Source organism: Duganella callida (genome assembly GCF_004614165.1).
In the GTDB taxonomy this organism is placed as follows: Bacteria; Pseudomonadota; Gammaproteobacteria; order Burkholderiales; family Burkholderiaceae_D; genus Rugamonas; species Rugamonas callida.
Genome location: NZ_SPVG01000042.1, coordinates 58,917 through 81,507 on the forward strand (window position 1 = coordinate 58,917; position 22,591 = coordinate 81,507).

Sequence of the window (22,591 nt, forward strand, 5' to 3'; positions counted from 1 at the left end):
TGGGCAGTCAAACCACGCCAGCGCCGAACGATTCGGGCCGACGCGCAAGCAGGTGGGACAGCCGTTGAAGACCCGCCTGTAAGCGTCCACGGTCCTTGATGCTGCCCAAAGAGATCCGAATGGCATTCACGGATACGCTGCCAGTTGCGAACGCCTCCGCCGGCGTGACAGCGATACCCTCGCTGTCGGCGGCACGGGCAAGCTGCGATGAGCGCCAGTACGCCGGCAATTCAAGCCATACATGCAGGCCGTCTCCTGCGCCGCTGTAGCGTCCCGCCAGAATATCGCGGGCCATGCGGTGGCGCAGGCGCGCTTCGTTGCGTATGCCTTCCATCAATCTGTTAGCAGAACCATCGAGTATCCACTGGGTGGCCAGTGCGGCCGTCAGAGGCGCGACCATCAGCGCAAATGATCTGAGGGCGACCAGGAAACGTTCGCGTTCCTGCGGGTCGCGCAGCAGCACGAAGGCGACACGCAGACCGGGCGTCAGGCATTTCGACAGGGTCGAGATGTAGTACACCTGTTCCGGGGCGAAGGTGGCAATCGGCGGTGGCGGAGCTTCCGCAAGCAACCAGTATGGATCGTCCTCGATGATGGGTACAGCGCAGCGCTTTGCGATGCTGGCGAGCTCCTTGCGCCGGCGTTCCGGCATGGTGATGGCGGTCGGGTTCTGTAATGTCGGATTGAGATAGACCAGGCCGGGCTTGTGCTGGCGACACGCTTCCTCCAGCATATCGGGCACCATGCCGTGCTGGTCCGCTTCCACCGCAACGATACGCCGGCCGAATTGGCTGGCGGCGGCACACAAGCCCGGATAAGTCGCAGGCTCCGCCAGGATGACATCGCCAGGCTCCGTCAACGCGAGGATCAATGCGGCGATCGCCGCTTGCGCCCCGGGACAGACAACCAATTGTCGCGGGTCCGGATGGCCAAACATCGGCTCAAGCCATTTGGCGCCAGCCTTGAGGTCGGAGTCGCTGCCGCCGGCCAAGTGGTAAGTCATCAGCAATTCGGTATCTGCACCCATCAGTACTTGAGACAAGCCTTGTTTCAACAGGTCGTCGAAGTCCACGCCCTGCGGCGGTGGCGGGGTATTCATGCTCAGGTCGAGGACCGAGGTCAGTTCGACTTTCGGCGCCGCGACATACGTGCCGCGTGCGCCGCGACCTTCCAACAAGTTGCGGCGTCTGGCTTCATCGTAGGCGCGCGTGACCGTCGTCAGGTCGACGTCCAGCTGGGCTGCCAGTTGCCGTTGCGGAGGCAGACGGTCGCCCGGTTTCAGCGATCCGTCTGCCACCGCCGCTTGCAAGGCGTCCGCAATCTGCAAGAAGCGCGGGCCGCCATACAAGGCCAGGCGCGGCAACCAGATTGGGATATTCTCGTCTTGCATCGTCTGCAACTGGGACATTTTGTCTCGATGTATGGAAATTGCTTTTAAGTAGTATGCCTTAGAACGTGCAGAAGCAGCAGTTTGAGGTGGCGCTTTCGCACGATGGATAACGCAAGTACTAGCCTGGATATACTCAAAATGATCGACTGGATCCCTGTAGTTTTCGTTACGTTCAAGTTTCTCGTGCTCGGCACGGGCATGTTCTATGCCGTTAAGTGGCATTACGATCAAGGGAAGAAGGGGAAATTGGTGGAGAGGAGCGCAGTGCTGCGCGCCAGCGGCAAGGTGGCCGCGCTCTTCGGGCTGTCGCTCTTGGGCTTGGGGCTGCTCACCTTCCTCCTTATCAAGGTGCTCGGCATGGAATTGATTTTGCCGTGAGCATTGTCTTGCCGGCATGTTTCGATGAGCTTAATGCGCAGACTCGGCGGCTAAATTTCTTAATGGAATAATGCTTTAGGAATTTTTTCGCTGCGCGCTGCGCCTACCGGCGCGCCACCGCTATGCGGTGGCAAAGTGGCGATTCGGAGCGGGTCGCCCCGGTAGGGGCGAGCCCTTCGAATCCCCCACGCAAGGCCCGCAGGGGCCTTGCTTCTCTCCGCCAAAATGCAAAAAGCCGCCCATTGGGCGGCTTTTTGCATTCGAGAGGGGATTCGAACCCCCGATAGGCTATGAACCTATCGAGTTCAACGCTAAAAATCTTATCAAAAACAGTCAGTTATAGCTCAGCATTTGTACTATGTTTTTTGCTTATCTATTGAGATAAGTCCTTGATTTACAACGGGCCACATTGGTCAATAGTACAGCTATCCACATAGCAGACGCATCCTTCCTTAGCATAACTGCCCAACATAATACCAGAGAGCTGCGCCCGTATCGTCCAGCCCAACCCGAGTGCCAGCTTGGCCATCAGCGCCGATTTGCCCCCTTGGTGGCAATTTGCCACCATCTGTGCTACAATATGAATTGCCTATGGTAGGCAAGCGTCATGAGACGTTCAACCCTGAGGAGGAAGCAATGGTCAACACACTATTTACGAAAGAAAACCTTTAAGCAAAGGAGAAAAATGCTACCTGTTTAACAAATTTGGAGTTTGAAATGAATGCAACTCAAGAAAAAGAGCGAATCACTGCTCGAGTTTCGAGTGCAATAGCTGAACTATTGAATGAGGCAGCGGATTTGGTTGGTACGACAATGAATAACTTTGTTGTACAAGCAGCGCTTAAAGAAGCGCAAAGAGTCATTGATCGCGAAAAAGCGATTTATGTTTCGAGAAATGATGCTGCCATGTTACTAGACCTGCTCGATAACCCGCCAGCGCCCAATGTGGCTCTGACGCGTGCATTCGAGCGCTTCATGAAAGAGAAATATGGCAAAGAAAGTAGTAGCGCTGGACAAAACGCACAATACGAAAGAGTTTGATTGTGGTAATGAGGAGCTGAATCACTGGTTCCAAACTATTGCCATGCAACACCAAAAAAATGGGACCTCCAAGACTTTCGTCCATCCGGATGAAAAAGACGACGCGAAGGTCGCAGGTTTTTTCAGCATGGCGATGCGTGGCCTGGTTCCGAAAGAAGACCTACCCGAAGATATGCAGAAGAGATTGCCACGCAATATTCCGGGCTATACTTTGGCGCGATTGGCGGTAGCTCAGGGGCATCAAGGCTTGGGTTTGGGTGCCTATCTATTGCTGGAAGCGATGGAACGCGCGCAACGAGCGGCTGAGAATGTAGGAGGATTTGCCCTCTTCGTTGACGCGAAAGAAGGTGCGGCCTCGTTCTATGAAAAATACGGGTTCAGGCCTTTGCCCTCTGACCCAGATACGCTGGTGTTGCCGATCGCAGCGATGCCTCAATTCCCGAAATAAGACCGGGACACTAACTCACCGTATCGCTAGGCGTCGACGTCGAGCCGGCGCTTAGCGATGCGGAAGCGGCATTCTCTACGGCTGCAGAGTGTCTAGCAGGATGATTGCGAGTCAATTTCCATATCTTGGCGGAAATTAATAGCCTAGCAATGCTAATCCATTTGCTAACTTGACACAACAATCCAGTACCGTCTTAGCATGCAATCCGTGTAAAAAATAGCGAATGCAATAGTACAAACGATGGGAACAGCACAAACAAAAAAGGCCGCTCGAAAGCGACCCTTATGGAATCTCTGGCGGAGAGAGGGGGATTCGAACCCCCGATAGGCTATGAACCTATACACGCTTTCCAGGCGTGCGACTTAAACCACTCATCCATCTCTCCTGCATTTCCCTATATTCGGGAAGCGCCAGATTATAGCAAAGATTCCTCAGAGTACAAAACTTATTAGGAAGTCTCTTTCAATTGCTCCAGGATGGCCGGATTTTCCAAGGTGGACACGTCCTGCGTGATGCTCTCGCCCTTGGCCAGCACGCGCAGCAGGCGGCGCATGATCTTGCCGGAGCGGGTCTTGGGCAGGTTGTCGCCGAAGCGGATTTCCTTCGGCTTGGCGATCGGGCCGATCTCTTTCGCCACCCAGTTGCGCAGCTCCAGCGCGATCTTCTTGGCCTCTTCACCAGTCGGACGCGCCTGCTTCAGCACCACGAACGCGCAGATCGATTCGCCGGTCGTGTCGTCCGGCTTGCCGACCACGGCCGCCTCGGCCACCAGCGGGTTGGCCACCAGCGCCGATTCGATTTCCATCGTGCCCATGCGGTGGCCCGAGACGTTCAGCACGTCGTCGATGCGGCCGGTGATGGTGAAGTAGCCGGTGTCCTTGTTGCGGATGGCACCGTCGCCGGCCAGGTACATCTTGCCGCCCAGTTCTTCCGGGAAGTACGAGGTCTTGAAGCGCTCCGGGTTGTTCCAGATGGTGCGGATCATGGACGGCCATGGACGCTTCACCACCAGGATGCCGCCCTGCCCGTTCGGCACGTCCTGCCCCGCCTCATCGACAATCGCGGCCATGATGCCCGGCAGCGGCAAGGTGCACGAACCCGGCACCATCGGCGTCGCGCCCGGCAGCGGGGTGATCATGTGGCCGCCCGTTTCGGTCTGCCAGAAGGTGTCGGCGATCGGGCAGTTTTCCTTGCCGACCTGGGTGTAGTACCACATCCACGCTTCCGGATTGATCGGCTCGCCCACGGTGCCCAGCAGGCGCAGCGAGGACAGGTCGTAGTTCTTCGGATGCACTTTCTCGTCCACGTCCGATGCCTTGATCAGCGAGCGGATCGCGGTCGGCGCGGTGTAGAAGATGTTGACCTTGTGCTTGGCGATTGTGTCCCAGAAGCGGCCGGCGTTCGGATAGGTCGGCACGCCCTCGAACACCACTTGCGTGGCGCCGACCGCGGTCGGGCCGTAGGCGATGTAGCTGTGGCCGGTCACCCAGCCGATGTCGGCGGTGCACCAGTAGACGTCGCTCGGCTTGATGTCGAACGACCATTTCATGGTCAGCGCGGCCCACAGCAGGTAGCCGCCGCTCGAGTGCTGCACGCCTTTCGGCGTGCCGGTCGAGCCCGAGGTGTAGAGGATGAACAGCGGATGTTCCGCTTCCACCCATTCCGGTTCGCACTCGGCCGACTGGCCATCGACCAGGTCGCTCAGCCACATGTCGCGGCCTTGCTTGAAGGCGATGTCGCCGCCGGTGCGCTTGTAGACGATGACGTCCTTGACCGAGTCGCAGCCGCCCATGGCCAGCGCTTCGTCGACGATGGCTTTCAGCGGCAGGCGTTTGCCGCCGCGCAGTTGTTCGTCGGCGGTGATCACGGCCACGGCGCCGGCGTCGATGATGCGCTCCTGCAGCGACTTGGCGGAGAAGCCGCCGAACACCACCGAGTGGGTGGCGCCGATGCGCGCGCAGGCCTGCATCGCGGCCACGCCTTCCACCGACATCGACATGTAGATGATCACGCGGTCGCCCTTCTTGATACCGCGCGACTTCAGGCCGTTGGCGAATTTGCAGACCTTTTCGTGCAGCTGTTTGTAGCTGACGTGGGTGGCGCTGCCGTCGTCCGCTTCGAAGATGATGGCGGTCTTGTCGGCATTGCCGTTCTGCAGATTGCGGTCCAGGCAGTTGTACGAGACGTTCAGCTTGCCGTCTTCAAACCATTTGTAGAACGGCGCGTTGTCTTCGTTGAGGGTCTTGGTGAACGGGACTTTCCATTCGAGGTGTTCCTTGGCCAGGCGTGACCAGAAGCCTTCGTAGTCGGCGGCCGCTTCGGCGCACAGCGCGTTGTAGGCATCCATGCCCGACACGGTGGCCTGGGCTGCGAACGCCGCCGGTGGCGCGAAGATACGGGTTTCCTGTGGACCTTGGGTGGTGGTGCTGCTCATGCTGTGTCTCCAGTGTGGTTGTCGTTTGAACCAAACATAAACTTGATCGCTTACTGCGCCCTTACAGCCTATCCCCGGCGGAGGATGGTGTGCCGGACAATTTTACCAATTTTTCAAGCAGCATCGGGCGGATGCGATAGCCCGGCAGCACGTGTAAAATGTCGGCAGTCTTCCCAGTCTGCCTGATTTCAAGGAGTTTTGCCGTAATGACCGACCCGAACCAGAAGCTGCGCCCCCTGCCCGCCTTCATTTTCATGACCCGCTGGCTGCAGCTGCCGCTGTATCTGGGCCTGATCCTGGCGCAGTGCGTCTATGTGTTCCATTTCTGGGTCGAACTCAAGGATCTGATCGGCGCGGCGATGGGCAATGACGCCGCCTTGCAGCATATCTTCCAGGCGGTCGCCGTGCCCGGCGCGCCGGTGCCGGAAAAGCTGAATGAAACCACCATCATGCTGGTGGTGCTGGGCCTGATCGACGTGGTGATGATCTCCAACCTGCTGGTGATGGTGATCATCGGCGGTTACGAAACCTTTATCTCCCGCATGAATCTGGATCACCATCCGGACCAGCCGGAATGGCTGTCGCACGTGAACGCCTCCGTGCTGAAGACCAAACTGGCGATGGCGATCATCGGCATTTCCTCGATCCATCTGCTGAAGACCTTTATCAATGCCAATGCGTACACTGAAAAAACGCTGGTGGCACAAACCGTTATCCACGTTGTGTTCCTGCTGTCGGCGATGGCGATCGCCTACACCGACCGCATCACCACGATGACGCATAACGAATCAAAGCATCACTAAGTCCCTTCCTCTCGCGAGAACATCATGACCATCATAAAGCAAGAAGACCTGATCGAATCCGTTGCGGCCGCGCTGCAATTCATCAGCTACTACCACCCGGCCGACTACATCGAGCACCTGGCGCGCGCCTACGAGCACGAGCAAAGCCCGGCCGCCAAGGATGCGATCGCGCAGATCCTGACCAACTCGCGCATGTGCGCCGAAGGCAAGCGTCCGATCTGCCAGGACACCGGTATCGTCAACGTCTTCCTGAAGATCGGCATGGGTGTGCGCTTTGAAGGCTTCACCGGCACCGTCACCGACGCCGTCAACGAAGGCGTGCGCCGCGCCTACAACTACGATGACAACAAGCTGCGCGCGTCGATCGTGGCCGACCCGCACTTCGACCGCAAGAACACCAAGGACAACACGCCGGCCGTGGTGCACATGGAACTGGTCGAAGGCAATACCGTCGACGTGAAGGTCGCGGCCAAAGGCGGCGGCTCGGAAAACAAGTCGAAGATGATCATGATGAACCCGTCCGACTCGCTGGTGGACTGGGTGCTGAAGACCGTGCCGACCATGGGCGCCGGCTGGTGCCCGCCGGGCATGCTGGGCATCGGCATCGGCGGCACCGCCGAGAAGGCCATGCTGATGGCCAAGGAAGTGCTGATGGAAGACATCGACATGTTCGAGCTGAAGCAGCGCGGCCCGCAGAACAAGCTGGAAGAACTGCGTATCGAGCTGTGCGACAAGATCAATGCGCTGGGCATCGGCGCGCAAGGCCTGGGCGGCCTGACCACGGTGCTGGACGTGAAGATCATGATGCACCCGACCCACGCCGCCTCGAAGCCGGTCGCCATGATCCCGAACTGCGCCGCCACCCGCCACGGCCACTTCGTGCTCGACGGCTCCGGTCCTGCCTACATGACCCCGCCACCGCTGTCGACCTGGCCTGATGTGTCGTGGGCGCCGGACACCGAGAAGTCCAAGCGCGTCAATCTGGACACCCTGACGAAGGAAGAAGTCGCCTCGTGGAAGCCGGGCCAGACCCTGCTCCTGAACGGCAAGATGCTGACCGGCCGCGACGCCGCGCACAAGCGCATCCAGGACATGCTGGCCAAGGGCGAAGAACTGCCGGTGGACTTCAAGAACCGCGTGATCTACTACGTCGGCCCGGTCGATCCGGTGCGCGACGAAGTGGTTGGCCCGGCCGGCCCGACCACCGCCACCCGCATGGACAAGTTCACCGACATGATGCTGGAGAAAACCGGCCTGATCGCGATGATCGGCAAGGCCGAGCGCGGTCCTGCCGCGATCGAATCGATCAAGAAGCATCAGTCGGCTTATCTGATGGCGGTCGGCGGTTCGGCCTACCTGGTGTCGAAGGCGATCAAGCAGTCGCGCGTGCTGGGCTTTGCCGACATGGGCATGGAAGCGATCTACGAGTTCGACGTGGTCGACATGCCGGTGACGGTGGCGGTCGATTCGCAGGGTACCTCGGTGCACAACACCGGTCCTGCGGAATGGAAGACCCGCATCGAGCAGTTGAACGTCCCCGTCGTCGTCGCCTGATGACGACCGCCCGCTCCGCCGGCGCACCGGTCGGCGTATATGACTCCGGCGTGGGCGGGCTTTCGGTGCTGCGCCACATCCGCGCGCAGCTGCCGAACGAACACCTGATGTACTTTGCCGATTCCGGCCACGCGCCGTATGGCGACAAGACGGAAGCGTATGTGGTCGAACGCGCGCTGATTGTGGCGGACTTCCTGCTGCGTCAGGGCATGAAGGCGTTCGTGGTGGCCTGCAACACGGCGACCGTGGCGGCCATCAAGGCGGTGCGGGCGAAATATCCCGCGCTGCCGGTGGTGGGCGTGGAGCCTGGCCTGAAGCCGGCCGCCGCGGCCACGCGCAACGGCAAGGTCGGCGTGCTGGCCACCGCACGCACGCTGAAGGGCGAAAAGTTCCTGCAATTGCGCGAGCAGATCAGCGAAGCCACCAGGGCCGAGTTCCTGCTGCAACCTGCGGTGGGCCTGGTCGATGAAATCGAAAAAGGCGACCTGCAGGCGCCGGCCATCCATGCCATGCTGGAAAAATACGTCGCCCCGCTGCTGGAGCAAGGTGCCGATACGCTGGTGCTCGGCTGCACCCATTACCCATTCGTTCAGGACGGCATCGAACGCGTGCTGCGCGCGCACGACCGCGACGACATCGCGCTGATCGATACCGGCGACGCGGTGGCACGTCAGCTGGGACGCTTGCTGGCCGCCGGCGAGCTGCTGCGCCAGGACGGCGGCGCCACATTGCGCGGCTACACCACGGGCGAAGCGACGGCGCTGGAACATGCCTTCGCCAATCTGCTGGACCTGCATCCGCCGGTCGAAAAGGTTGACGTTTAGGCTATTTCCAAAAAATCCTGCATTTTGATTTGCAGGATTGCCTACGGGCTTGTATAATTCTGGCTCGTTGTTCAGCGCAAGCCAAACAACGAACGGTAAGACAGTGGTGGCTGTAGCTCAGTTGGTAGAGTCCAGGATTGTGATTCCTGTTGTCGTGGGTTCGAGCCCCATCAGCCACCCCAAAGAATGAAGTGAGAAGCCCGGTCTCTGACTGGGCTTTTTGCATTTCAGCGTGTCCTTTGATGTGTATCGACCCGATACCGGTTTGGCATGGCATGCTGATTCGACTCACATCAGGAGACCGCCATGACTCCCTCGAGCTTGCTTGACATCGAATCGGGTCGATCCGAAGATGACTCTTTACGCCTGAGGGAGACCATCGTGACCGTGGCTGAGCTAGCGATGAGCGTAGAGGTGATCAAATCGAACTACGTCACCAAGGAAGAATTGGCGATCGTGAGCGGCAAAATCGATTTGGTCGCAAACAATCTGCAAGCGTTTCCAGCCCATGCCTATCAGACCTTTGCAACAAAAGCTGACTTGGCCGACGCGGTCACCGCCCTCACCTGGCGCTTTATCGGCTTTGCCGCAATTTTGCTCAGCGGCGGCTTCGCCCTTGGCCGCTACCTTTAAGCCCGGGCGGTGGCGCGCTGGGCTTTGATCTGGGCGGCGATTTTATCCAGCGTGGTCATCACGGTGCCCGGATTGAACGGTTTGACGATGTAGCCCTTGGCGCCGTTGCGCAGGGCCTGCTCCACCGTCGTGCGGTCGGTGCTGGCGGTGACCATCAGCACTTCGGCCTGCGGCTGTTTGTCCTTGATCCAGTTCAGCAGCGAGAGGCCATCGCCGTCCGGCATTACCACGTCCAGGCAGATGATATCGACCGGCTGCGAGCGCAGTCTGCTCATGGCCGATTCGGCCGAGGCGGCCTCGCCCACCACGTCGTAGTAGTCGCCCTGGATGATGACCCGCAGCAGCCCGCGCGTCATCTCGTTGTCGTCGATAATAAACACCCGCAATCCCGTATGCGCCGGCATGCATTGCTCCTCAGGTGACGTCCACCACGTCACTATACTCCTCCGCGTTGCGGGGACCATAGCGTTACAATATTTTCCGCCCTGCTGTTGCCCGTCAGAACTAGTTTAAAGTTACAATGACTAATTCTGCATCCCAATGCAAATCTCGCATTCCCCACACGGTAACAGCCATGTCCGAAACCAAATCCATCAGTGAAGCTGTCACTACCTACAGCAAAGACACGCCCATCGGTCGACCCGACCTCGATGGCCGCGCCGCCGTGTTCGTTCCGTCCGGCGCCTTCGATCCCGGCGCCAACGCCGCCATCCGCCTCGGTTCCGGCATTGTCGGCTTCGGCAATCCGGACGGCACGCTGACCGTCTATTTCGAAGGCAACCGCTTCGATGAAAGCAGCCTGCACAAATGGGAAAACAAGGCCCGCAAGGCGTATGACCGCATGGTCGCGTGCGCGCCCACCGTCTCCAAGGCCAAGATCAACGCCAACCTGCTGGAACAGATCGGCACCATCGACGGCATGGGCATCCATTTGAAGCAGCCGGAACGTCTGCAGCAGTGGCTGGCCCAGGCGAACGCGCTGGACACCGCCCCCGCCGGTCCGGTAACGCTGTGGAAAACCAAGTAAAAGTTTACGAAAAGATAGACACGAGCTTTAGTCCTACACTTTGCCGGACGTTCGGCTGATGCCGCCTTACCCGGCCGTGGACTATTCTGGAGTCATTCCAGATCCCAACCAGGAGCTCGTCATGGCACGCTATCTCTCCGTCGCTTATGGTGTGTTGCTGCTTACGCTGGCCGGCGCTTCCGCTTACGAACTGTGCTCGGAGAACACCCTGAGTTCGGCCTCGATTTACGTGCTGCGCTGAGCCGTCACACCGATTAAAAAAATCCCGCTGCGCTTGCGCGTCAGCGGGATTTTCTTATGTGCGGTCCAGCTTAGCGGTGATGCCCCCAACCGCCGCGTCCGCCACGGCCGCCCCAGCCGCCACGGCAGCACCAGTGGCCGAACGAGAAGTCCAGGCCGATCGACACCGGCGGATAGTAATACGCCGGCGCGGGCGCATAGTACACCGGCGCCGGGGCGTAATACGTCGGCTGGGTGACGTAGGTGGTGGTGTAGGTCGGCTGCGTGCTGTACGACGTCACCGTCGACGACTGCGCCGGCAGTTCTTCCGTCCAGGTGCCGGACTGCGCCGGGCTACCGGCCGGCATCACCGCCACGGTGTGCCACTGGTACGGGTCCTGCACGCGGGTGGTGGTCGCATAATAGCCCGGCTGCTGTACTGCACAGCCCGTGAGAGCCGCCAGGGCGGCGACCGCAGCAATAATCATTTTCATGGCGATTCTCCTTTTCCGAGTCTTACTATATAAGGATTTCAGCCGGCGTTCTCAAGCCATTACACCCTGTTACACTCAATAACGCAGGCGAAAAAAAAGGAACCGCGGGCGGTTCCTTTTACGCAACAGGCGGACCGGATCAGTCCAGTTTCCAGGCGTAATCCACCTTGGTCCAGGTTTCGGCCGGGGCGCCATCTTTGGTGCCCGGCTTGAACTTGCAGGCGCTCAGCGCCTTGATGGCGGCCTTGTCCAGATTCTTGAAGCCGCTGCTTTTCTCCAGCTTGGAGTCCGCCACCGAGCCGTCCGATTTGACCAGGAAGGACATCGACACGGTACCCTGCTCTTCGTTCATCAGCGATGCTTTCGGGTATTCAGCCTTGCAGGTTTTGGCGTCGAAACTGGCTGCTACTTCGGCGGCAAAAGCGGCTGGAGCACCAGCCACGAACACTGCTGCGATCACACTCAACACACGTTTGTTAGTAGACATCTGAACCCCCAAATATTTTTAAGAATCTGACACTCAGACCGCGCCAGCGCGCGGCCGCCTGTTACGTCCTGATTACAGCTTCCAGCTATAGTCGACTTTGGTCCAGGTCTGGGCCACGGCGCCATCCTTGGTGCCTGGCTTGAATTTGCAGGCGCTCAGCGCTTTCAGGGCGGCCTTGTCCAGATTCTTGTAGCCGCTCGACTTTTCCACTTTCGACTCGACCACGTTGCCGTCGGAGCCGACCAGGAAGGCCATGGTGACGTCGCCCTGCTCTTCGTTCATCAGCGAGGCTTTCGGGTATTCAGCTTTGCAGTTCTTGTCGGCCAGCGAGGCTGGCACTTCCGCAGCGAAAGCCGAGGTGGCGGCGGACAGGATGAAGGCGGCGATTACAGATTTGTTCATGATGTGATTTCCCAACGAATTTATTATTAACAACGGATTAACTGCGAACTCCACAGCGGACCATTCGTCCACAACAGCGGACGGCAGACTGCGGCAAATTAAGTTAGTACGGCTTAGAACTCTTCCCACTCGTCGCTGCCGGCGGTGCTGGCTGCCGCGGCGACTTTTTTCGGTTTGGCTGCTGCAGGCGCTGGCGCGGTGGCCAGTTTCTTCACAGGAGCACGTGGCGTGGTGATCGGTTTGACCACGGCCTTGGCGGCAACCGGCGCCGGCGCAACAACCGCTTTGCGCTCTTCGCCTTCCACCAGCTTGAAGATGCTGACCACACGGCCCAACTCGGCGGCCTGATCCTGCAAGCTTTGTGCTGCGGCGGCGGCTTCTTCCACCAGCGCGGCATTCTGTTGGGTCATGCTGTCCATCTCGATGATGGACTGGTTGACCTGGGCAATCCCAGCGCTCTGTTCCTGGCTGGCATTGGCGATTTCGCTCATGATGTCGGTCACGCGGCGGACCGAGGACACCACCTCGTCCATGGTGACGCCGGCCTGGCCGACCAGCTTGGTGCCGGCGCCGACCTTCTCGACCGAGTCGTCGATCAGCATCTTGATTTCCTTGGCGGCGCCAGCCGAACGCTGGGCCAGGTTACGCACTTCCGAAGCCACCACCGCGAAGCCGCGGCCTTGTTCGCCGGCACGGGCCGCTTCCACCGCAGCGTTCAGCGCCAGGATGTTGGTCTGGAAGGCGATGCCATCGATCACGCCGATGATGTCCACAATCTTCTTGGCCGAGGCGTCGATCGAGCTCATGGTGTCAACCACTTGCGACACCACCTGGCCGCCGCGGATCGCCACGTCGGACGCGGCCGAGGCCAGCTGGTTGGCTTCACGGGCGTTGTCGGCGTTCTGTTTCACGGTCGAGGTCAGCTCGTCCATGGCCGACGCGGTTTTCTCCAGCGAGCTGGCCTGCATTTCGGTACGCGACGACAGGTCGACGTTGCCGGCGGCGATTTCCCGCGAGGCGGTGCCGATGGTTTCGGTGCCCGAACGTACCTGGCCGACGATGTCCACCAGGCTGTTGCGCATTTCCGCCATCTCGGCCAGCAGGCTGTCCTTGGCCACGCCGCTGGTGTTGATCTCGACCGACAGGTCGCCGTTGGCAATGCTGCCGGCGATCGCCGCGGTGTAATCCGGTTCGCCGCCCAGCTGCTTCAGCAGGCCGCGGGTGATGATGTAAGCGGCAGCCACCGAGATCGCCACGGCCAGCAGGCCCATGATGATCATGAAGGTGCGCGCGCTGGAGAAGCCTTTGGCGGCGTCAGCCTGCACATCGGCGTTCAGCTTGTCTTCGAGGGCGCCCAGCTGTTCCAGCGAGGTCATCCATTTTTTCTGGGCCGGGCGGATCTCCTTGATCAGCACGCGGGTGGCGTCTTCCGCCTTGTTGGCCAGCCACAGGTCCGAGGCCTTGGCGATGGCCGGCATGGCCACGCCTTCGGCTTCCTTGACGGCGGCCAGCAGCGATTTTTCTTCCGGCAGCGCTTCCTTGGCGAACTGGGCGCTCAGCTTGTTCTGGGCGTCGGCGTACTTGCCGGCCAGTTCCTTGATGCGGTTCATTTCCGGTTCCATGTCGGCCGGATCGGTCATCAGGGTCAGCACGCGCAGCGAGTTGATGCGGTCGCCGACGTTGTTGCGCATATCCACCACCAGGCGCGACACGACGTTGTTTACGCTGATCACGTGGTCCAGACGGTCCTGGATCTGTGCCATGCGAAGAATCCCCATGGCGGTCACGGCCACCAGGAACAACAGCACCAGGGCGAATCCCAAGCCCAGACGCATACCAACTTTCATTTTTGCTAAATTCATTTCGTCTTCTTCTTTATGACACAGTTGATCGAAGGTTTGCCTTGGAGGAAGCGCCTTGTGGACGTTTCCATCCGCCAATAATTTTGCCGCTGAGTAATAAGACGTGACAGTAGCAAACTATGACTGCGAATGCAAAATTTGCGGCTCCACCGGCGCCTTGCATGTAGTTTTTTGGAACAGCAACACACAACGAAGAAGGTGGATATGTGTGTATATTCAGGAATTATAGATGCAAATTTTGCCTCACAGCAAGCAATTACTGCTCGGAAAATACGCAAAACAACTTTCTGCGTGGAAATTTAACCACACCCGCAGAAAGTTCTTTGAAAAGGCTGAATCAGGCAGCGAAACGCAGGCGGGCTGCGGCTTCGAGGATGAGATGGGCGTCGCCGGCGGCGAGCTTTTTGGAGTCGGACAAAGTCTGACGGAACGCACGGGCGCCCGGCAGGCCGGTCATGATGCCCAGCATGTGGCGGGTGATGGTGTTGAGCTTCAGTCCTTCGGGACCGTACTTCGCCAGTTGGGTCTGGATGTACGGAATCATGGCTTGCAATACCTCTTCGCGGGTCTTGGCCGCGCTGGTGTCGCCGTAGTAGCGCTGGTCGAAGTTGGCCATGACGAAGGGATTATGGTAGGCCTCGCGCCCCAGCATTACGCCATCGACGTGCTGCAAATGGACATCGATCTCGGCCTCGGTCTTGATGCCGCCGTTGATGATGATTTCGAAGTCAGGGAAATCGCGCTTGAGCTGATAGGCATAGTCGTACTTCAGCGGCGGGATTTCGCGGTTTTCTTTCGGCGACAGACCTTTGAGGATGGCGTTACGGGCATGCACGATGAACGTCGTGCAGCCAGCTTCCGCCACTTTACCGACGAAATCGCGCACGAAGTCGTAGCTTTCCACGTCATTGATGCCGATACGGTGCTTGACCGTGACATCGATCGTCACCGCGTCGCGCATCGCCTTGACGCAATCGGCCACCAGTTCCGGCTCGGCCATCAGGCAGGCGCCAAATGCGCCTTTCTGCACCCGCTCCGACGGGCAGCCGCAGTTGAGGTTGATCTCGTCGTAGCCCCACTTCTGGCCCAGTTTGGCGCTGGTGGCCAGGTCGGCGGGATCGCTGCCGCCCAGTTGCAGCGCCACTGGATGCTCTTCCTCGTTGAAACGCAGATGGCGTTCGACGTCGCCATATACCAGTGCGCCGGTGGTCACCATCTCGGTGTACAGCCAGGTGTGCTTGCTGATGTGGCGGTGGAACACGCGGCAGTGGCGGTCGGTCCAGTCCATCATGGGCGCCACGGACAGGCGGCGGCTAGGCACCACGGGTGCTTGGTCGGCGGTCGGCAGGGTGATGATGGTCATGGTGACAAGGTCGCGAATCGGTGAGGGGTCGTCATTATACAGCGAAAAAGCGGCCTCCCGCCGGCCGCGCCCGCTCGCGGAGATGCGATATTCATGCATATTCCACAATATTCTGCTTCTCATTCCCGCATGAATCCCGAAGAATACGCTGCAAGCCCACCACAGAAAGGTCGACCGGAATGAATTTTGGAGAAAAGCTCAAACGGATCAGAACCGAGAAAAATCTGACGCAACCGCAGTTCGCGGAAGCCATCGGCATCGAACAGTCCTACCTGTCCAAGCTGGAGAACGACAAGTCGACGCCTTCGGCCGAAATGTTCAGCAGCATCATCAAATCGCTCCAGCTGGAGGCCAAGGACTTCCTGGCCGACATCGACCGCCAACTGTTGCAGGGCCCGTTGCGGCATATCCCGGAAGTCAGCCAGTTCCTGTCCGGCGTGCAGACCCAGCGCGTGCACGACGCCCGCAAGTACCTGTACGGCGCCGCCGCCGCGCTGATCGCCGGCTTTGCCCTGATGCTGGCCGCCAATGACGGCATCGTCTTTCCCAACAAGGAATACAAGTACGTGTCGCAAGGCGTGATCCTGCCGGGCGAGTCGGACGATGCGTTTGAGAAGTTCGACAAGATCACCCTGCTGAAAATGCAAGCCGGCATTATCACCTTTGCGGAACGGGCCAGATTACTGGCGGACTTTGAAACCGGCCGCGCGAAGGTGCAGACGGTTCAGTCATGGGAAGACCGCGGGGTTATTTACTTCGAAACGGTGCCCGGAGGACGCCGCAAGTTCGAGGCCACCAGCGTCCAGCACGTGCAACGCACCGGCAACAAGATGCTGCAATACCTGGGCGCCCTGCTGACCTTCAGCGGCCTGCTGCTGCCGCTGGTGGAATGGCGCGTGCGCAAGGTGAAGGGAGGCCAACATGGCGCAGCTTAAGACCTTCCTGGCTGGCGCCGGCGCCATGGCGGCGGTGCTGCTGCTCACCGGCGCGCGCGAACATCGCCACGCCGAGTTCGACGAAATCACCGCCGGCCGCATCAACATCGTCGAGCCGGACGGCACCAAACGCATGGTGATTTCCAACCGCGCGCAATTCCCCGGCGGCTTCATGGAAGGCAAGGAAAGCGCGCGCCCGGACCGGCGCACCTTTGCCGGCATGCTCTTCATGAACGAGGAAGGCACCGAGAACGGTGGCCTGATCCAGAAAGGCAGCCTGGCCGCGGACGGCAAAATCGATTCCGGCCTGTCGCTGACCTTCGACCGCTTCCGCCAGGACCAGGCATTGCAACTGCTGAATACCGACAGCGCGCAGCATCAGCAGACCGGCATCAGCATCAACGATGTGCCCTATTTCCGGCGCACCGCGATGACGGATTACCCGGGCTTCCGAGAGGATGCCACAAAGCTGGCGCCGACCGAGCGCCGCGCCTACTGGCAGAAACTGAACGAGGATGGTCGCCTGCCCAACAACCGCATCTGGCTGGGCAACACGCGCGACAAGGGCGCGTCGTTGCAGTTGAAGGATGGCCAGGGCCGCGTACGCCTGATGCTGCTGGTCGGCGCCGACGGCAAGGCCGAGATCCAGATGCTCGACGAAAACGGCAAGGTCACCAAGACCATCGCCGCCGACGCTACGCCGGCGCAAACGGCAGCGTCACCAGGCTGATCAGGTAGCGCGCCGGCGTGGCGCCCGGGTTTTCGTAGCTGATGTCCGGGCCTTCGCGCAACGCCAGACAGTCGCCCGGCTGCAAACGCCACTGCTGCGTGCCGGCCGTCACCACGATGGCCCCTTCGAGCAGCCACAGCTGCTGGTAAATGTCCGACTCGTTGCGCGCCTGCTCGTAGGCGACGCGGCGGCCGGGCGGAAATTCCACCTCCACCAGCTGCATCGGCGAACGCACGGCCGGCGACAACTGGCGCCGCGTGTAGCCCGAGGCCGGATCGGTCCACACCGGCTGCCGCTCGCGCGTGCTGAGCGGCGACGGCGCGCCGCTGTCGGCTTCGAACAGCGAGGCCAGCGTGACGCCCAGCGCGCCGGCCAGCTTGTCCAGCACGGTCGCGGTGGCGCTGCTTTCGCCGCGCTCGATCAGGGAAATGTTGGAACGGCTGACGCCGCTGCGTTCGGCCAGCGCCGCCAGTGACAGTCCGCGTGTGTTGCGCAGGCTCAGTACGCGGCGCGCGATGAGTTGATTGATATCCATGACATCCATTATACTGGATTACCATCCAATAAAATGACAACTCCATGACCATCGCCTTTGAAACGCCGGATCAGCCCGAAGTCCACGCGCTGATCGCCGAGCTCGACACATATCTGCTGGACTTGTATCCGCCGGAAGCGGTGTATGCGCTGGATGTCCGCACGCTGCTGCAGCCGCACATCCGCTTCGCCGTCGCGCGCGATGCCGCCGGCGCGGCGGTCGGTTGCGGCGCCGTGGTGCTGACGCCGGAATATGGCGAAATCAAGCGCATGTACGTGCGGCCGGCCGCGCGCGGCGCCGGTATGGCGCGCAAGCTGATGGGCGCACTGGAAGACACCGCGCGCCAGGCCGGCTGTGCGCATCTGGTGCTGGAAACCGGGCCGGACCAGCCGGAAGCGCTGGCCCTGTACGAACGCAACGGATTCGAACGCTGCGGACCGTACGGCGATTATCCGGACGATCCGCTCAGCGTGTTCATGCGCAAGCCCCTGAACTAAGCAGCGGCCGATGGCGCCCCGCCCTTTTTCTTGCGCACCACCGCCAGCTTGGGCGCCTGGGTGGTGAAGATGGTGGCGATGCGCTCCAGCCGCGTGGCCGCCTCGCCGGTCAGCGTGCCGCTGGCGCCGGCCACCTGGCGCACGATGTCGAGCGCGGTGCCGCGCGCGGCGGCGTCTTCCGGCAGCAGCAGCGGCAGGTCGCGCAGCGCGGCCGCCTCGTCCACCTGCAGCATCAGATACTGCTCGCGCAGGATCTTCTTCAGCGCAGTGACGTTGAGCTCCTTGTCGTCCGAGGTGCGCAGGCGCAGCTGGCGCATGGCCGCGAATGCGCGCTCGTCGGCCGCGCTCATTTCCGGACTGCGGAAAATGTACAGCAGCGCGCGGATGATGCCCTCGGTGACGCCACCCTCGGCCGTCTGCAGCGCCATCGCCGCGCGGTGGGCATTGATGGCCGCCTCGCGCGCGATGTCGCGGCCGATGCGGCGCGGCCGGCCGCCATCGTTGTTCAGGCCGACCAGCGCCTGCAACACCGGCGAGCCATAGACGCCGAGGAATATATTCTCGGTGGCCTGGTCGCGCACTTCCTGATAGCGATCGAGCACCGCCACGATCTGCTTCGACACCGCCTCCTGCATCTGCAGGAACAGATTGTCCTTGCCCACCGGACGGCGCTGCGCGCGCACCTTCTCGGCCCATGCCGGGATCGTGTTCAGCAACGGATTTTTGCTGGAGAACATGGTGTAGCGCATGCGCAGCGGATGCGCCTCGCGCAGGCGTTCGGCGCTGGCCTCGGTCACCATGCTTTTCACGATCGGACTGGCGAAGGTCTTGTACAGCCCCTTGTTGATTTCCGACAGCCGCGCCACGGTGGCGAAGCGACGCTCGTCCTCGACATCGTTGCCGCCCAGCGCGCGCAATGCGTCGAGGTTGCGGCGCTCGAAGCGCATCACATAATCGCCGGCCGCCAGGTCGCCGGCGGCGATCTCGGCCTGCAGCATTTCTTCATCCTTGTCGAGGAACACCGCCTCATACAGGCCGGGCGGCATGATGTCGATCATGTCCATCGCCGCCGTGAATTCCTCGTGCTCCTTGTTGGCCACCGAGGCCGAGACGAAGATGCCCAGGTGACCTATGCTCTGGTGCAGCGAATAGATGATGGTCTGGCCGCCCTCCACCAGCGCCTCGTCGTCCTCATACAAGTCCAGCACCCAGCCCAGCGCCTGCTGCGGCGGCGTGATGTCGTCGCCCCACGAGCAGAACACCACGATCGGCGACTTGATGTTGCGCAGGTCGATGCGGTGGCCCTCGCTGTCCAGCAGCGCGGCGTCGCTCAGGCGGTTGCCGACGAACAGCGAATCGGCAATGTACTGCATCTCGCCGGCATTCAACAGCACCGGATTGCCCCACCATTTTTCGAAGTCGAGGAAGCGCGGCGCCTCGGTGTCGATCTTCGAGTAGACGTTGTAATTCTTGCTCCAGAAGGTATTGGCCGGGTTCATCTTCTCGAAATTGGCGACCAACTGTGCGCCGTCGAAGATGCCGTTGCCGAGGTCGCCCGCCAGCGCGGTCATCCAGGTGCCGCCAAGGATGCCGCCGAGGTAGCGCAGCGGATTCTTGCCTCGCACGCCAGCCCAGTACGACAGCGGCGCGCCGGCCAGCACCAGCGGTCCCACCAGGTCCGGGTTCAGCGCGCTGGTCATCATGATCTGCCAGCCGGCCTGGCAATTGCCGATCAACGCCGGCTTGCCGTCGGCGTGCGGATGCAGCTCGGCCACCCTGGCGATGAAGCGCGCCTCGGCGCGGCAGACATCCTCGATGGTCTGGCCCGGCACCGGGTGCGGCAGGAAGCCGACGAAATAACACGGATGGCCGGCCTTCAGCACCACGCCGATTTCGCTGTCGTGCTTCATGCCGCCGATGCCGGGACCGTGGCCGGCGCGCGGGTCGAAGACGATGAACGGCCGCTTGGTCGCGTCAGGTTCAATGCCGTCCGGCTGGCGGATCTTCAGCAGCCCGTAATTGACGGGGTGGTCGAGGTGACGGCCATCCATCACCACTTCGAAATCGAAGCTGAGAACATGGGGCGCGGTCTGTTCGGCGCGGTGATTGCGCTCGTCGCCACGCTGGCGCAGCACGTCCAGGAACAGGACGGAGCGCTGGGCGGCGTCTATCCAGTAATCGGTCGCTTGCTGCGCAAGGTTGAAAGGATATCCCGGCCAGTTCAGCCAGGGGAAACTCTTGTTGTCGCTCAAGGTACTCCTCCATGCGGTTTGCTGCCACGCACAAAAGTACCCCAGCGCCCAAAAAAAGGCAAACAAATCCGCGATACCAGCTCGGCAAATATTTGTCCAATTTAAATTCAATAATTGCAACACGTTGATGAGTGCGCAATAATGAACCATGACCCTGGCCCGCATCAATCAGCTACTCACCCACATGTACGAATCGGTAATGGCGCCGAATGGCTTCCACCCGTTCGTGACGGCGTTTATCGACCTGTTCCAGCTGAAGGCAGCCATGCTGTTGACGGTACACGTCCATACGCGCGAGGTGAAGGGGCTGTGGATGGAAGGCCTGGGGGAAAAGTGGATGGCCTCGTACGCGCTCGAGTACGGGGCGGAAGACATGCTGGCGCAACACATCCACCGCGCCCCGGTGGCCGCGTTTTACGCCAGCAATCTCGATCTGGACCCGGACAGCGCGCTGGCTTCGCGCTTCTACCGCGAATGGGTGCAACCGCAGGGCGTGGCCTGCGCCAGCGGCGCCATCGTCCTGCGCGAAGGACCGTGGCTGACCCAGATGATGCTGCAGCGCTCGCCTGTACAGCCGCCATTTTCACGCGAAGAGCTGGACATGTTCAATCTGCTGATGCCGCATCTGCAGCGGGCGATCCAGATGCGCCAGCGATTCGCCGAGCTGCAACTGGGCCAGAATCCCCTGACCGGCAGCCTGGACGCGCTGGCCCTGCCGGCGATACTGGTCGATGAGTTTTGCCGGGTGGCGCATTGCAATCAGGCGGCCGCCGCGCAACTGCGCCACGGTCGTGACCTGTGGCAGGACCAGGGCCACCTGTTCGGCCGCAACGGCGCCATCACCCGGCAGCTGAATCTGGAAATCGCCAAGGCCATCCATGCCAGCCGGGGCACGGCGCGCGAGCTGCCGGGGGTGGTGCTGGTGCCGCGGCCGGGACAGCGCGACCTGATGGTGCTGATCTCGCCGCTACGCATGCGCGCGGGCGCGGAAGCGTGCAGCGGCGCGCTGCTGTTTTTGTTCGATCCGGAGGCTACGCCCGCCCTGCGCGCGGAGCTGGTCCAGCGCTTGTTCGGCCTCAGCGATGCCGAGGCCGAACTGGCCGTGGCCATTTGCAGCGGCCAGACGCTGGAGGAGGCCAGCAACCGGCGCGGCACGACCATCAGCACCGCCCGCAGCCAGTTGCGCAGCATCTTCGGCAAGACCGGCACCAATCGCCAGGCCGATCTGGTCTCGATGCTGCTGGCCAGCCCGGCCTATTTCCTGTCACATCACGACCGCTGCTGACGGCGGCGCAGCACGCCCAGCGCGGCCAGGCCGCCGGCCAGCATGGCCCAGGTCTGGGGTTCCGGTACGGCCGCGATGCTGAAGCTGGTGAACATCACGGCACCGGGCACGTCCGAGTAATTGGTCAGATCGAAAATCACCCAGCCTGGGACGGTGGCGCTGTCGGTCAGCGAGGAGATCAGCGTGAAATCGGATTGGCCCGCCAGCTTGTAGCTCTTGGTCAGAGTGTCGCCGACGCGCTTGATTTGCAGCGTGAGCTGGCTGGTCGCGCTGGCATGGTAGCCGTTGGCGACATAGCCGTCACCGGCACTGTCGCTCACCCAGTTGGTGCCAAAGCCGATGCCGGTGTAGCCGGATTGCGAATCCATGAAGAAGCCCGCCCCGCCGCCGCCGTTATAGGCCGAATCGGTGGTGACAGTGGCGACGAAGTCGCCGACGGTGCCGAAGTTGGTCTGCACGTGCGGTCCGTCTGCAAACGGCTGGCCCGGCAACGAAGCGGTCTTGGCCAGCAGCAGATAACCATCGCCGCTCTGGACGATCCACGGCAGCACCACGCCGGGCGACCAGCTGCCATTCTTGAACATGCTGACATGCAGGCCCGGGTCCAGGGTCGCGGTGGTGAAATCGGCGGTGTAGTCCGTGCTGGCCTTGGCCTGCAGCGCGGCCAGCAGCAGCAGTCCGCATAGCGCCCGTCCCAGGCGCGAGGTGGCAAAACGCATGATGTATCCCCTGTCGTAGTGTGGTCGCCCAAGTCGGGCAAAAATTATCATATCGACATGCCGCGCGACCAGCATCCTCCAAACAGAGGAAGGCGAAAAAAAAGGTTCATCGCGGATTACCGGGATGAACCTGTTGTAAACGCAAGAGAGCAGTAAAGAAGAGTTATTGTGTTTGTGCGACCGAACCCAAAACCCGACCCACCGCTCTCATGGCCAATCATAAACTCAGCCTCCCGTTCTGGGAAGGCTTTCTCGTTTCCCAGCTAGACGCCATCGGTG

At 60.9% G+C, this 22,591-nt stretch carries 23 protein-coding genes and 2 tRNA genes; 13 read left to right on the plus strand and 12 right to left on the minus strand.

The annotated features are described in order from the left end of the window. Window positions 1-7: 7 nt before the first annotated feature. The gene (locus E4L98_RS04740) at window positions 8-1,390 is read right to left on the minus strand and encodes an aminotransferase-like domain-containing protein (protein ID WP_135200445.1); all 1,383 of its coding nucleotides are present in this window, start codon (window positions 1,388-1,390) and stop codon (window positions 8-10) included. A gap of 138 nt (window positions 1,391-1,528) precedes the next feature. Between E4L98_RS04740 and E4L98_RS04745 the strand changes: the two genes are divergently transcribed. From E4L98_RS04745 to E4L98_RS04755, 3 genes are all read left to right on the plus strand, one after another. After that, window positions 1,529-1,768, plus strand: a complete 240-nt coding sequence (locus E4L98_RS04745) for a hypothetical protein (protein WP_135200424.1) — start codon at window positions 1,529-1,531, stop codon at window positions 1,766-1,768. Between the two features lie 717 nt (window positions 1,769-2,485). Further along, the gene (locus tag E4L98_RS04750; protein WP_135200425.1) at window positions 2,486-2,809 is read left to right on the plus strand and encodes a type II toxin-antitoxin system TacA family antitoxin; all 324 of its coding nucleotides are present in this window, start codon (window positions 2,486-2,488) and stop codon (window positions 2,807-2,809) included. After that, complete coding sequence (locus E4L98_RS04755; protein WP_135200426.1) at window positions 2,757-3,257, plus strand: GNAT family N-acetyltransferase; 501 nt, start codon at window positions 2,757-2,759, stop codon at window positions 3,255-3,257. The genes E4L98_RS04750 and E4L98_RS04755 overlap by 53 nt, the downstream gene beginning before the upstream one ends. A 294-nt stretch (window positions 3,258-3,551) precedes the next feature. Here E4L98_RS04755 and E4L98_RS04760 read toward each other — a convergent pair. Together E4L98_RS04760 and acs are read right to left on the minus strand one after the other, a co-directional pair. Beyond that, window positions 3,552-3,642, minus strand: a tRNA-Ser gene (locus tag E4L98_RS04760). A gap of 63 nt (window positions 3,643-3,705) precedes the next feature. Next, window positions 3,706-5,691: an acetate--CoA ligase gene (gene acs / locus E4L98_RS04765; protein WP_135200427.1), complete on the minus strand. Its 1,986-nt coding sequence runs from the start codon at window positions 5,689-5,691 to the stop codon at window positions 3,706-3,708. A 206-nt stretch (window positions 5,692-5,897) separates the two neighbouring features. Between acs and E4L98_RS04770 the strand changes: the two genes are divergently transcribed. The 5 genes from E4L98_RS04770 (at window position 5,898) to E4L98_RS04790 (ending at window position 9,505) form a co-directional block, all read left to right on the plus strand. Continuing rightward, on the plus strand, window positions 5,898-6,494 hold the full coding sequence (locus E4L98_RS04770; protein WP_135200428.1) for a TIGR00645 family protein: 597 nt from the start codon (window positions 5,898-5,900) through the stop codon (window positions 6,492-6,494). Window positions 6,495-6,518: 24 nt separating this feature from the next. Next, entirely contained in the window at window positions 6,519-8,048 is a 1,530-nt protein-coding gene (locus tag E4L98_RS04775; RefSeq protein ID WP_135200429.1) for a fumarate hydratase, read from the plus strand. Next, window positions 8,048-8,872, plus strand: a complete 825-nt coding sequence (murI, locus tag E4L98_RS04780; RefSeq protein WP_135200430.1) for a glutamate racemase — start codon at window positions 8,048-8,050, stop codon at window positions 8,870-8,872. The genes E4L98_RS04775 and murI overlap by 1 nt, the downstream gene beginning before the upstream one ends. Before the next feature lie 106 nt (window positions 8,873-8,978). After that, window positions 8,979-9,054 (plus strand) — tRNA-His (locus E4L98_RS04785). Window positions 9,055-9,178: 124 nt separating this feature from the next. After that, the gene (locus E4L98_RS04790) at window positions 9,179-9,505 is read left to right on the plus strand and encodes a hypothetical protein (RefSeq protein ID WP_135200431.1); all 327 of its coding nucleotides are present in this window, start codon (window positions 9,179-9,181) and stop codon (window positions 9,503-9,505) included. Here the strand turns inward: E4L98_RS04790 and E4L98_RS04795 are convergent. Continuing rightward, the gene (locus tag E4L98_RS04795; RefSeq protein WP_167761276.1) at window positions 9,502-9,909 is read right to left on the minus strand and encodes a response regulator; all 408 of its coding nucleotides are present in this window, start codon (window positions 9,907-9,909) and stop codon (window positions 9,502-9,504) included. The genes E4L98_RS04790 and E4L98_RS04795 overlap by 4 nt on opposite strands. Before the next feature lie 170 nt (window positions 9,910-10,079). On the opposite strand from E4L98_RS04795, the gene E4L98_RS04800 reads away from it, so the two are divergent. Further along, window positions 10,080-10,532 (plus strand): hypothetical protein, encoded by a 453-nt coding sequence (locus E4L98_RS04800; protein ID WP_135200433.1) that lies wholly within the window; start codon window positions 10,080-10,082, stop codon window positions 10,530-10,532. Between the two features lie 311 nt (window positions 10,533-10,843). On the opposite strand, the gene E4L98_RS04805 is transcribed toward E4L98_RS04800, so the two are convergent. From E4L98_RS04805 to dusA, 5 genes are all read right to left on the minus strand, one after another. Next, window positions 10,844-11,245, minus strand: a complete 402-nt coding sequence (locus E4L98_RS04805) for a hypothetical protein (RefSeq protein WP_135200434.1) — start codon at window positions 11,243-11,245, stop codon at window positions 10,844-10,846. A 139-nt stretch (window positions 11,246-11,384) separates the two neighbouring features. After that, window positions 11,385-11,732 carry an energy transducer TonB gene (locus tag E4L98_RS04810; protein ID WP_135200435.1) on the minus strand — a complete coding sequence of 116 codons (348 nt, stop codon included), beginning with the start codon at window positions 11,730-11,732 and terminating at the stop codon, window positions 11,385-11,387. Window positions 11,733-11,804: 72 nt separating this feature from the next. Then, entirely contained in the window at window positions 11,805-12,134 is a 330-nt protein-coding gene (locus E4L98_RS04815) for an energy transducer TonB (RefSeq protein WP_135200436.1), read from the minus strand. 113 nt (window positions 12,135-12,247) lie between these two features. Beyond that, the gene (locus tag E4L98_RS04820) at window positions 12,248-13,996 is read right to left on the minus strand and encodes a methyl-accepting chemotaxis protein (protein ID WP_229257252.1); all 1,749 of its coding nucleotides are present in this window, start codon (window positions 13,994-13,996) and stop codon (window positions 12,248-12,250) included. A gap of 337 nt (window positions 13,997-14,333) precedes the next feature. Continuing rightward, window positions 14,334-15,359, minus strand: a complete 1,026-nt coding sequence (gene dusA, locus E4L98_RS04825; protein ID WP_135200437.1) for a tRNA dihydrouridine(20/20a) synthase DusA — start codon at window positions 15,357-15,359, stop codon at window positions 14,334-14,336. A gap of 179 nt (window positions 15,360-15,538) precedes the next feature. Between dusA and E4L98_RS04830 the strand changes: the two genes are divergently transcribed. Both E4L98_RS04830 and E4L98_RS04835 read left to right on the plus strand, forming a co-directional pair. Then, entirely contained in the window at window positions 15,539-16,294 is a 756-nt protein-coding gene (locus tag E4L98_RS04830) for a helix-turn-helix domain-containing protein (RefSeq protein ID WP_135200438.1), read from the plus strand. Then, the gene (locus E4L98_RS04835) at window positions 16,281-17,024 is read left to right on the plus strand and encodes a hypothetical protein (RefSeq protein WP_135200439.1); all 744 of its coding nucleotides are present in this window, start codon (window positions 16,281-16,283) and stop codon (window positions 17,022-17,024) included. Before E4L98_RS04830 ends, E4L98_RS04835 begins: the two co-directional genes overlap by 14 nt. Here the strand turns inward: E4L98_RS04835 and E4L98_RS04840 are convergent. Then, window positions 16,990-17,559, minus strand: coding sequence for a helix-turn-helix domain-containing protein (locus tag E4L98_RS04840; RefSeq protein ID WP_135200440.1), 570 nt, complete (start codon window positions 17,557-17,559; stop codon window positions 16,990-16,992). The genes E4L98_RS04835 and E4L98_RS04840 overlap by 35 nt on opposite strands. 44 nt (window positions 17,560-17,603) lie before the next feature. On the opposite strand from E4L98_RS04840, the gene E4L98_RS04845 reads away from it, so the two are divergent. Next, window positions 17,604-18,056: a GNAT family N-acetyltransferase gene (locus E4L98_RS04845; RefSeq protein ID WP_135200441.1), complete on the plus strand. Its 453-nt coding sequence runs from the start codon at window positions 17,604-17,606 to the stop codon at window positions 18,054-18,056. Here E4L98_RS04845 and E4L98_RS04850 read toward each other — a convergent pair. Beyond that, on the minus strand, window positions 18,053-20,308 hold the full coding sequence (locus tag E4L98_RS04850; RefSeq protein WP_135200442.1) for a DUF3141 domain-containing protein: 2,256 nt from the start codon (window positions 20,306-20,308) through the stop codon (window positions 18,053-18,055). The genes E4L98_RS04845 and E4L98_RS04850 overlap by 4 nt on opposite strands. Window positions 20,309-20,456: 148 nt before the next feature. On the opposite strand from E4L98_RS04850, the gene E4L98_RS04855 reads away from it, so the two are divergent. After that, window positions 20,457-21,593 (plus strand): helix-turn-helix transcriptional regulator, encoded by a 1,137-nt coding sequence (locus E4L98_RS04855; RefSeq protein WP_135200443.1) that lies wholly within the window; start codon window positions 20,457-20,459, stop codon window positions 21,591-21,593. Here E4L98_RS04855 and E4L98_RS04860 read toward each other — a convergent pair. Further along, entirely contained in the window at window positions 21,578-22,312 is a 735-nt protein-coding gene (locus E4L98_RS04860) for a PEP-CTERM sorting domain-containing protein (protein WP_229257253.1), read from the minus strand. The genes E4L98_RS04855 and E4L98_RS04860 overlap by 16 nt on opposite strands. Between the last annotated feature and the right edge of the window lie 279 nt (window positions 22,313-22,591).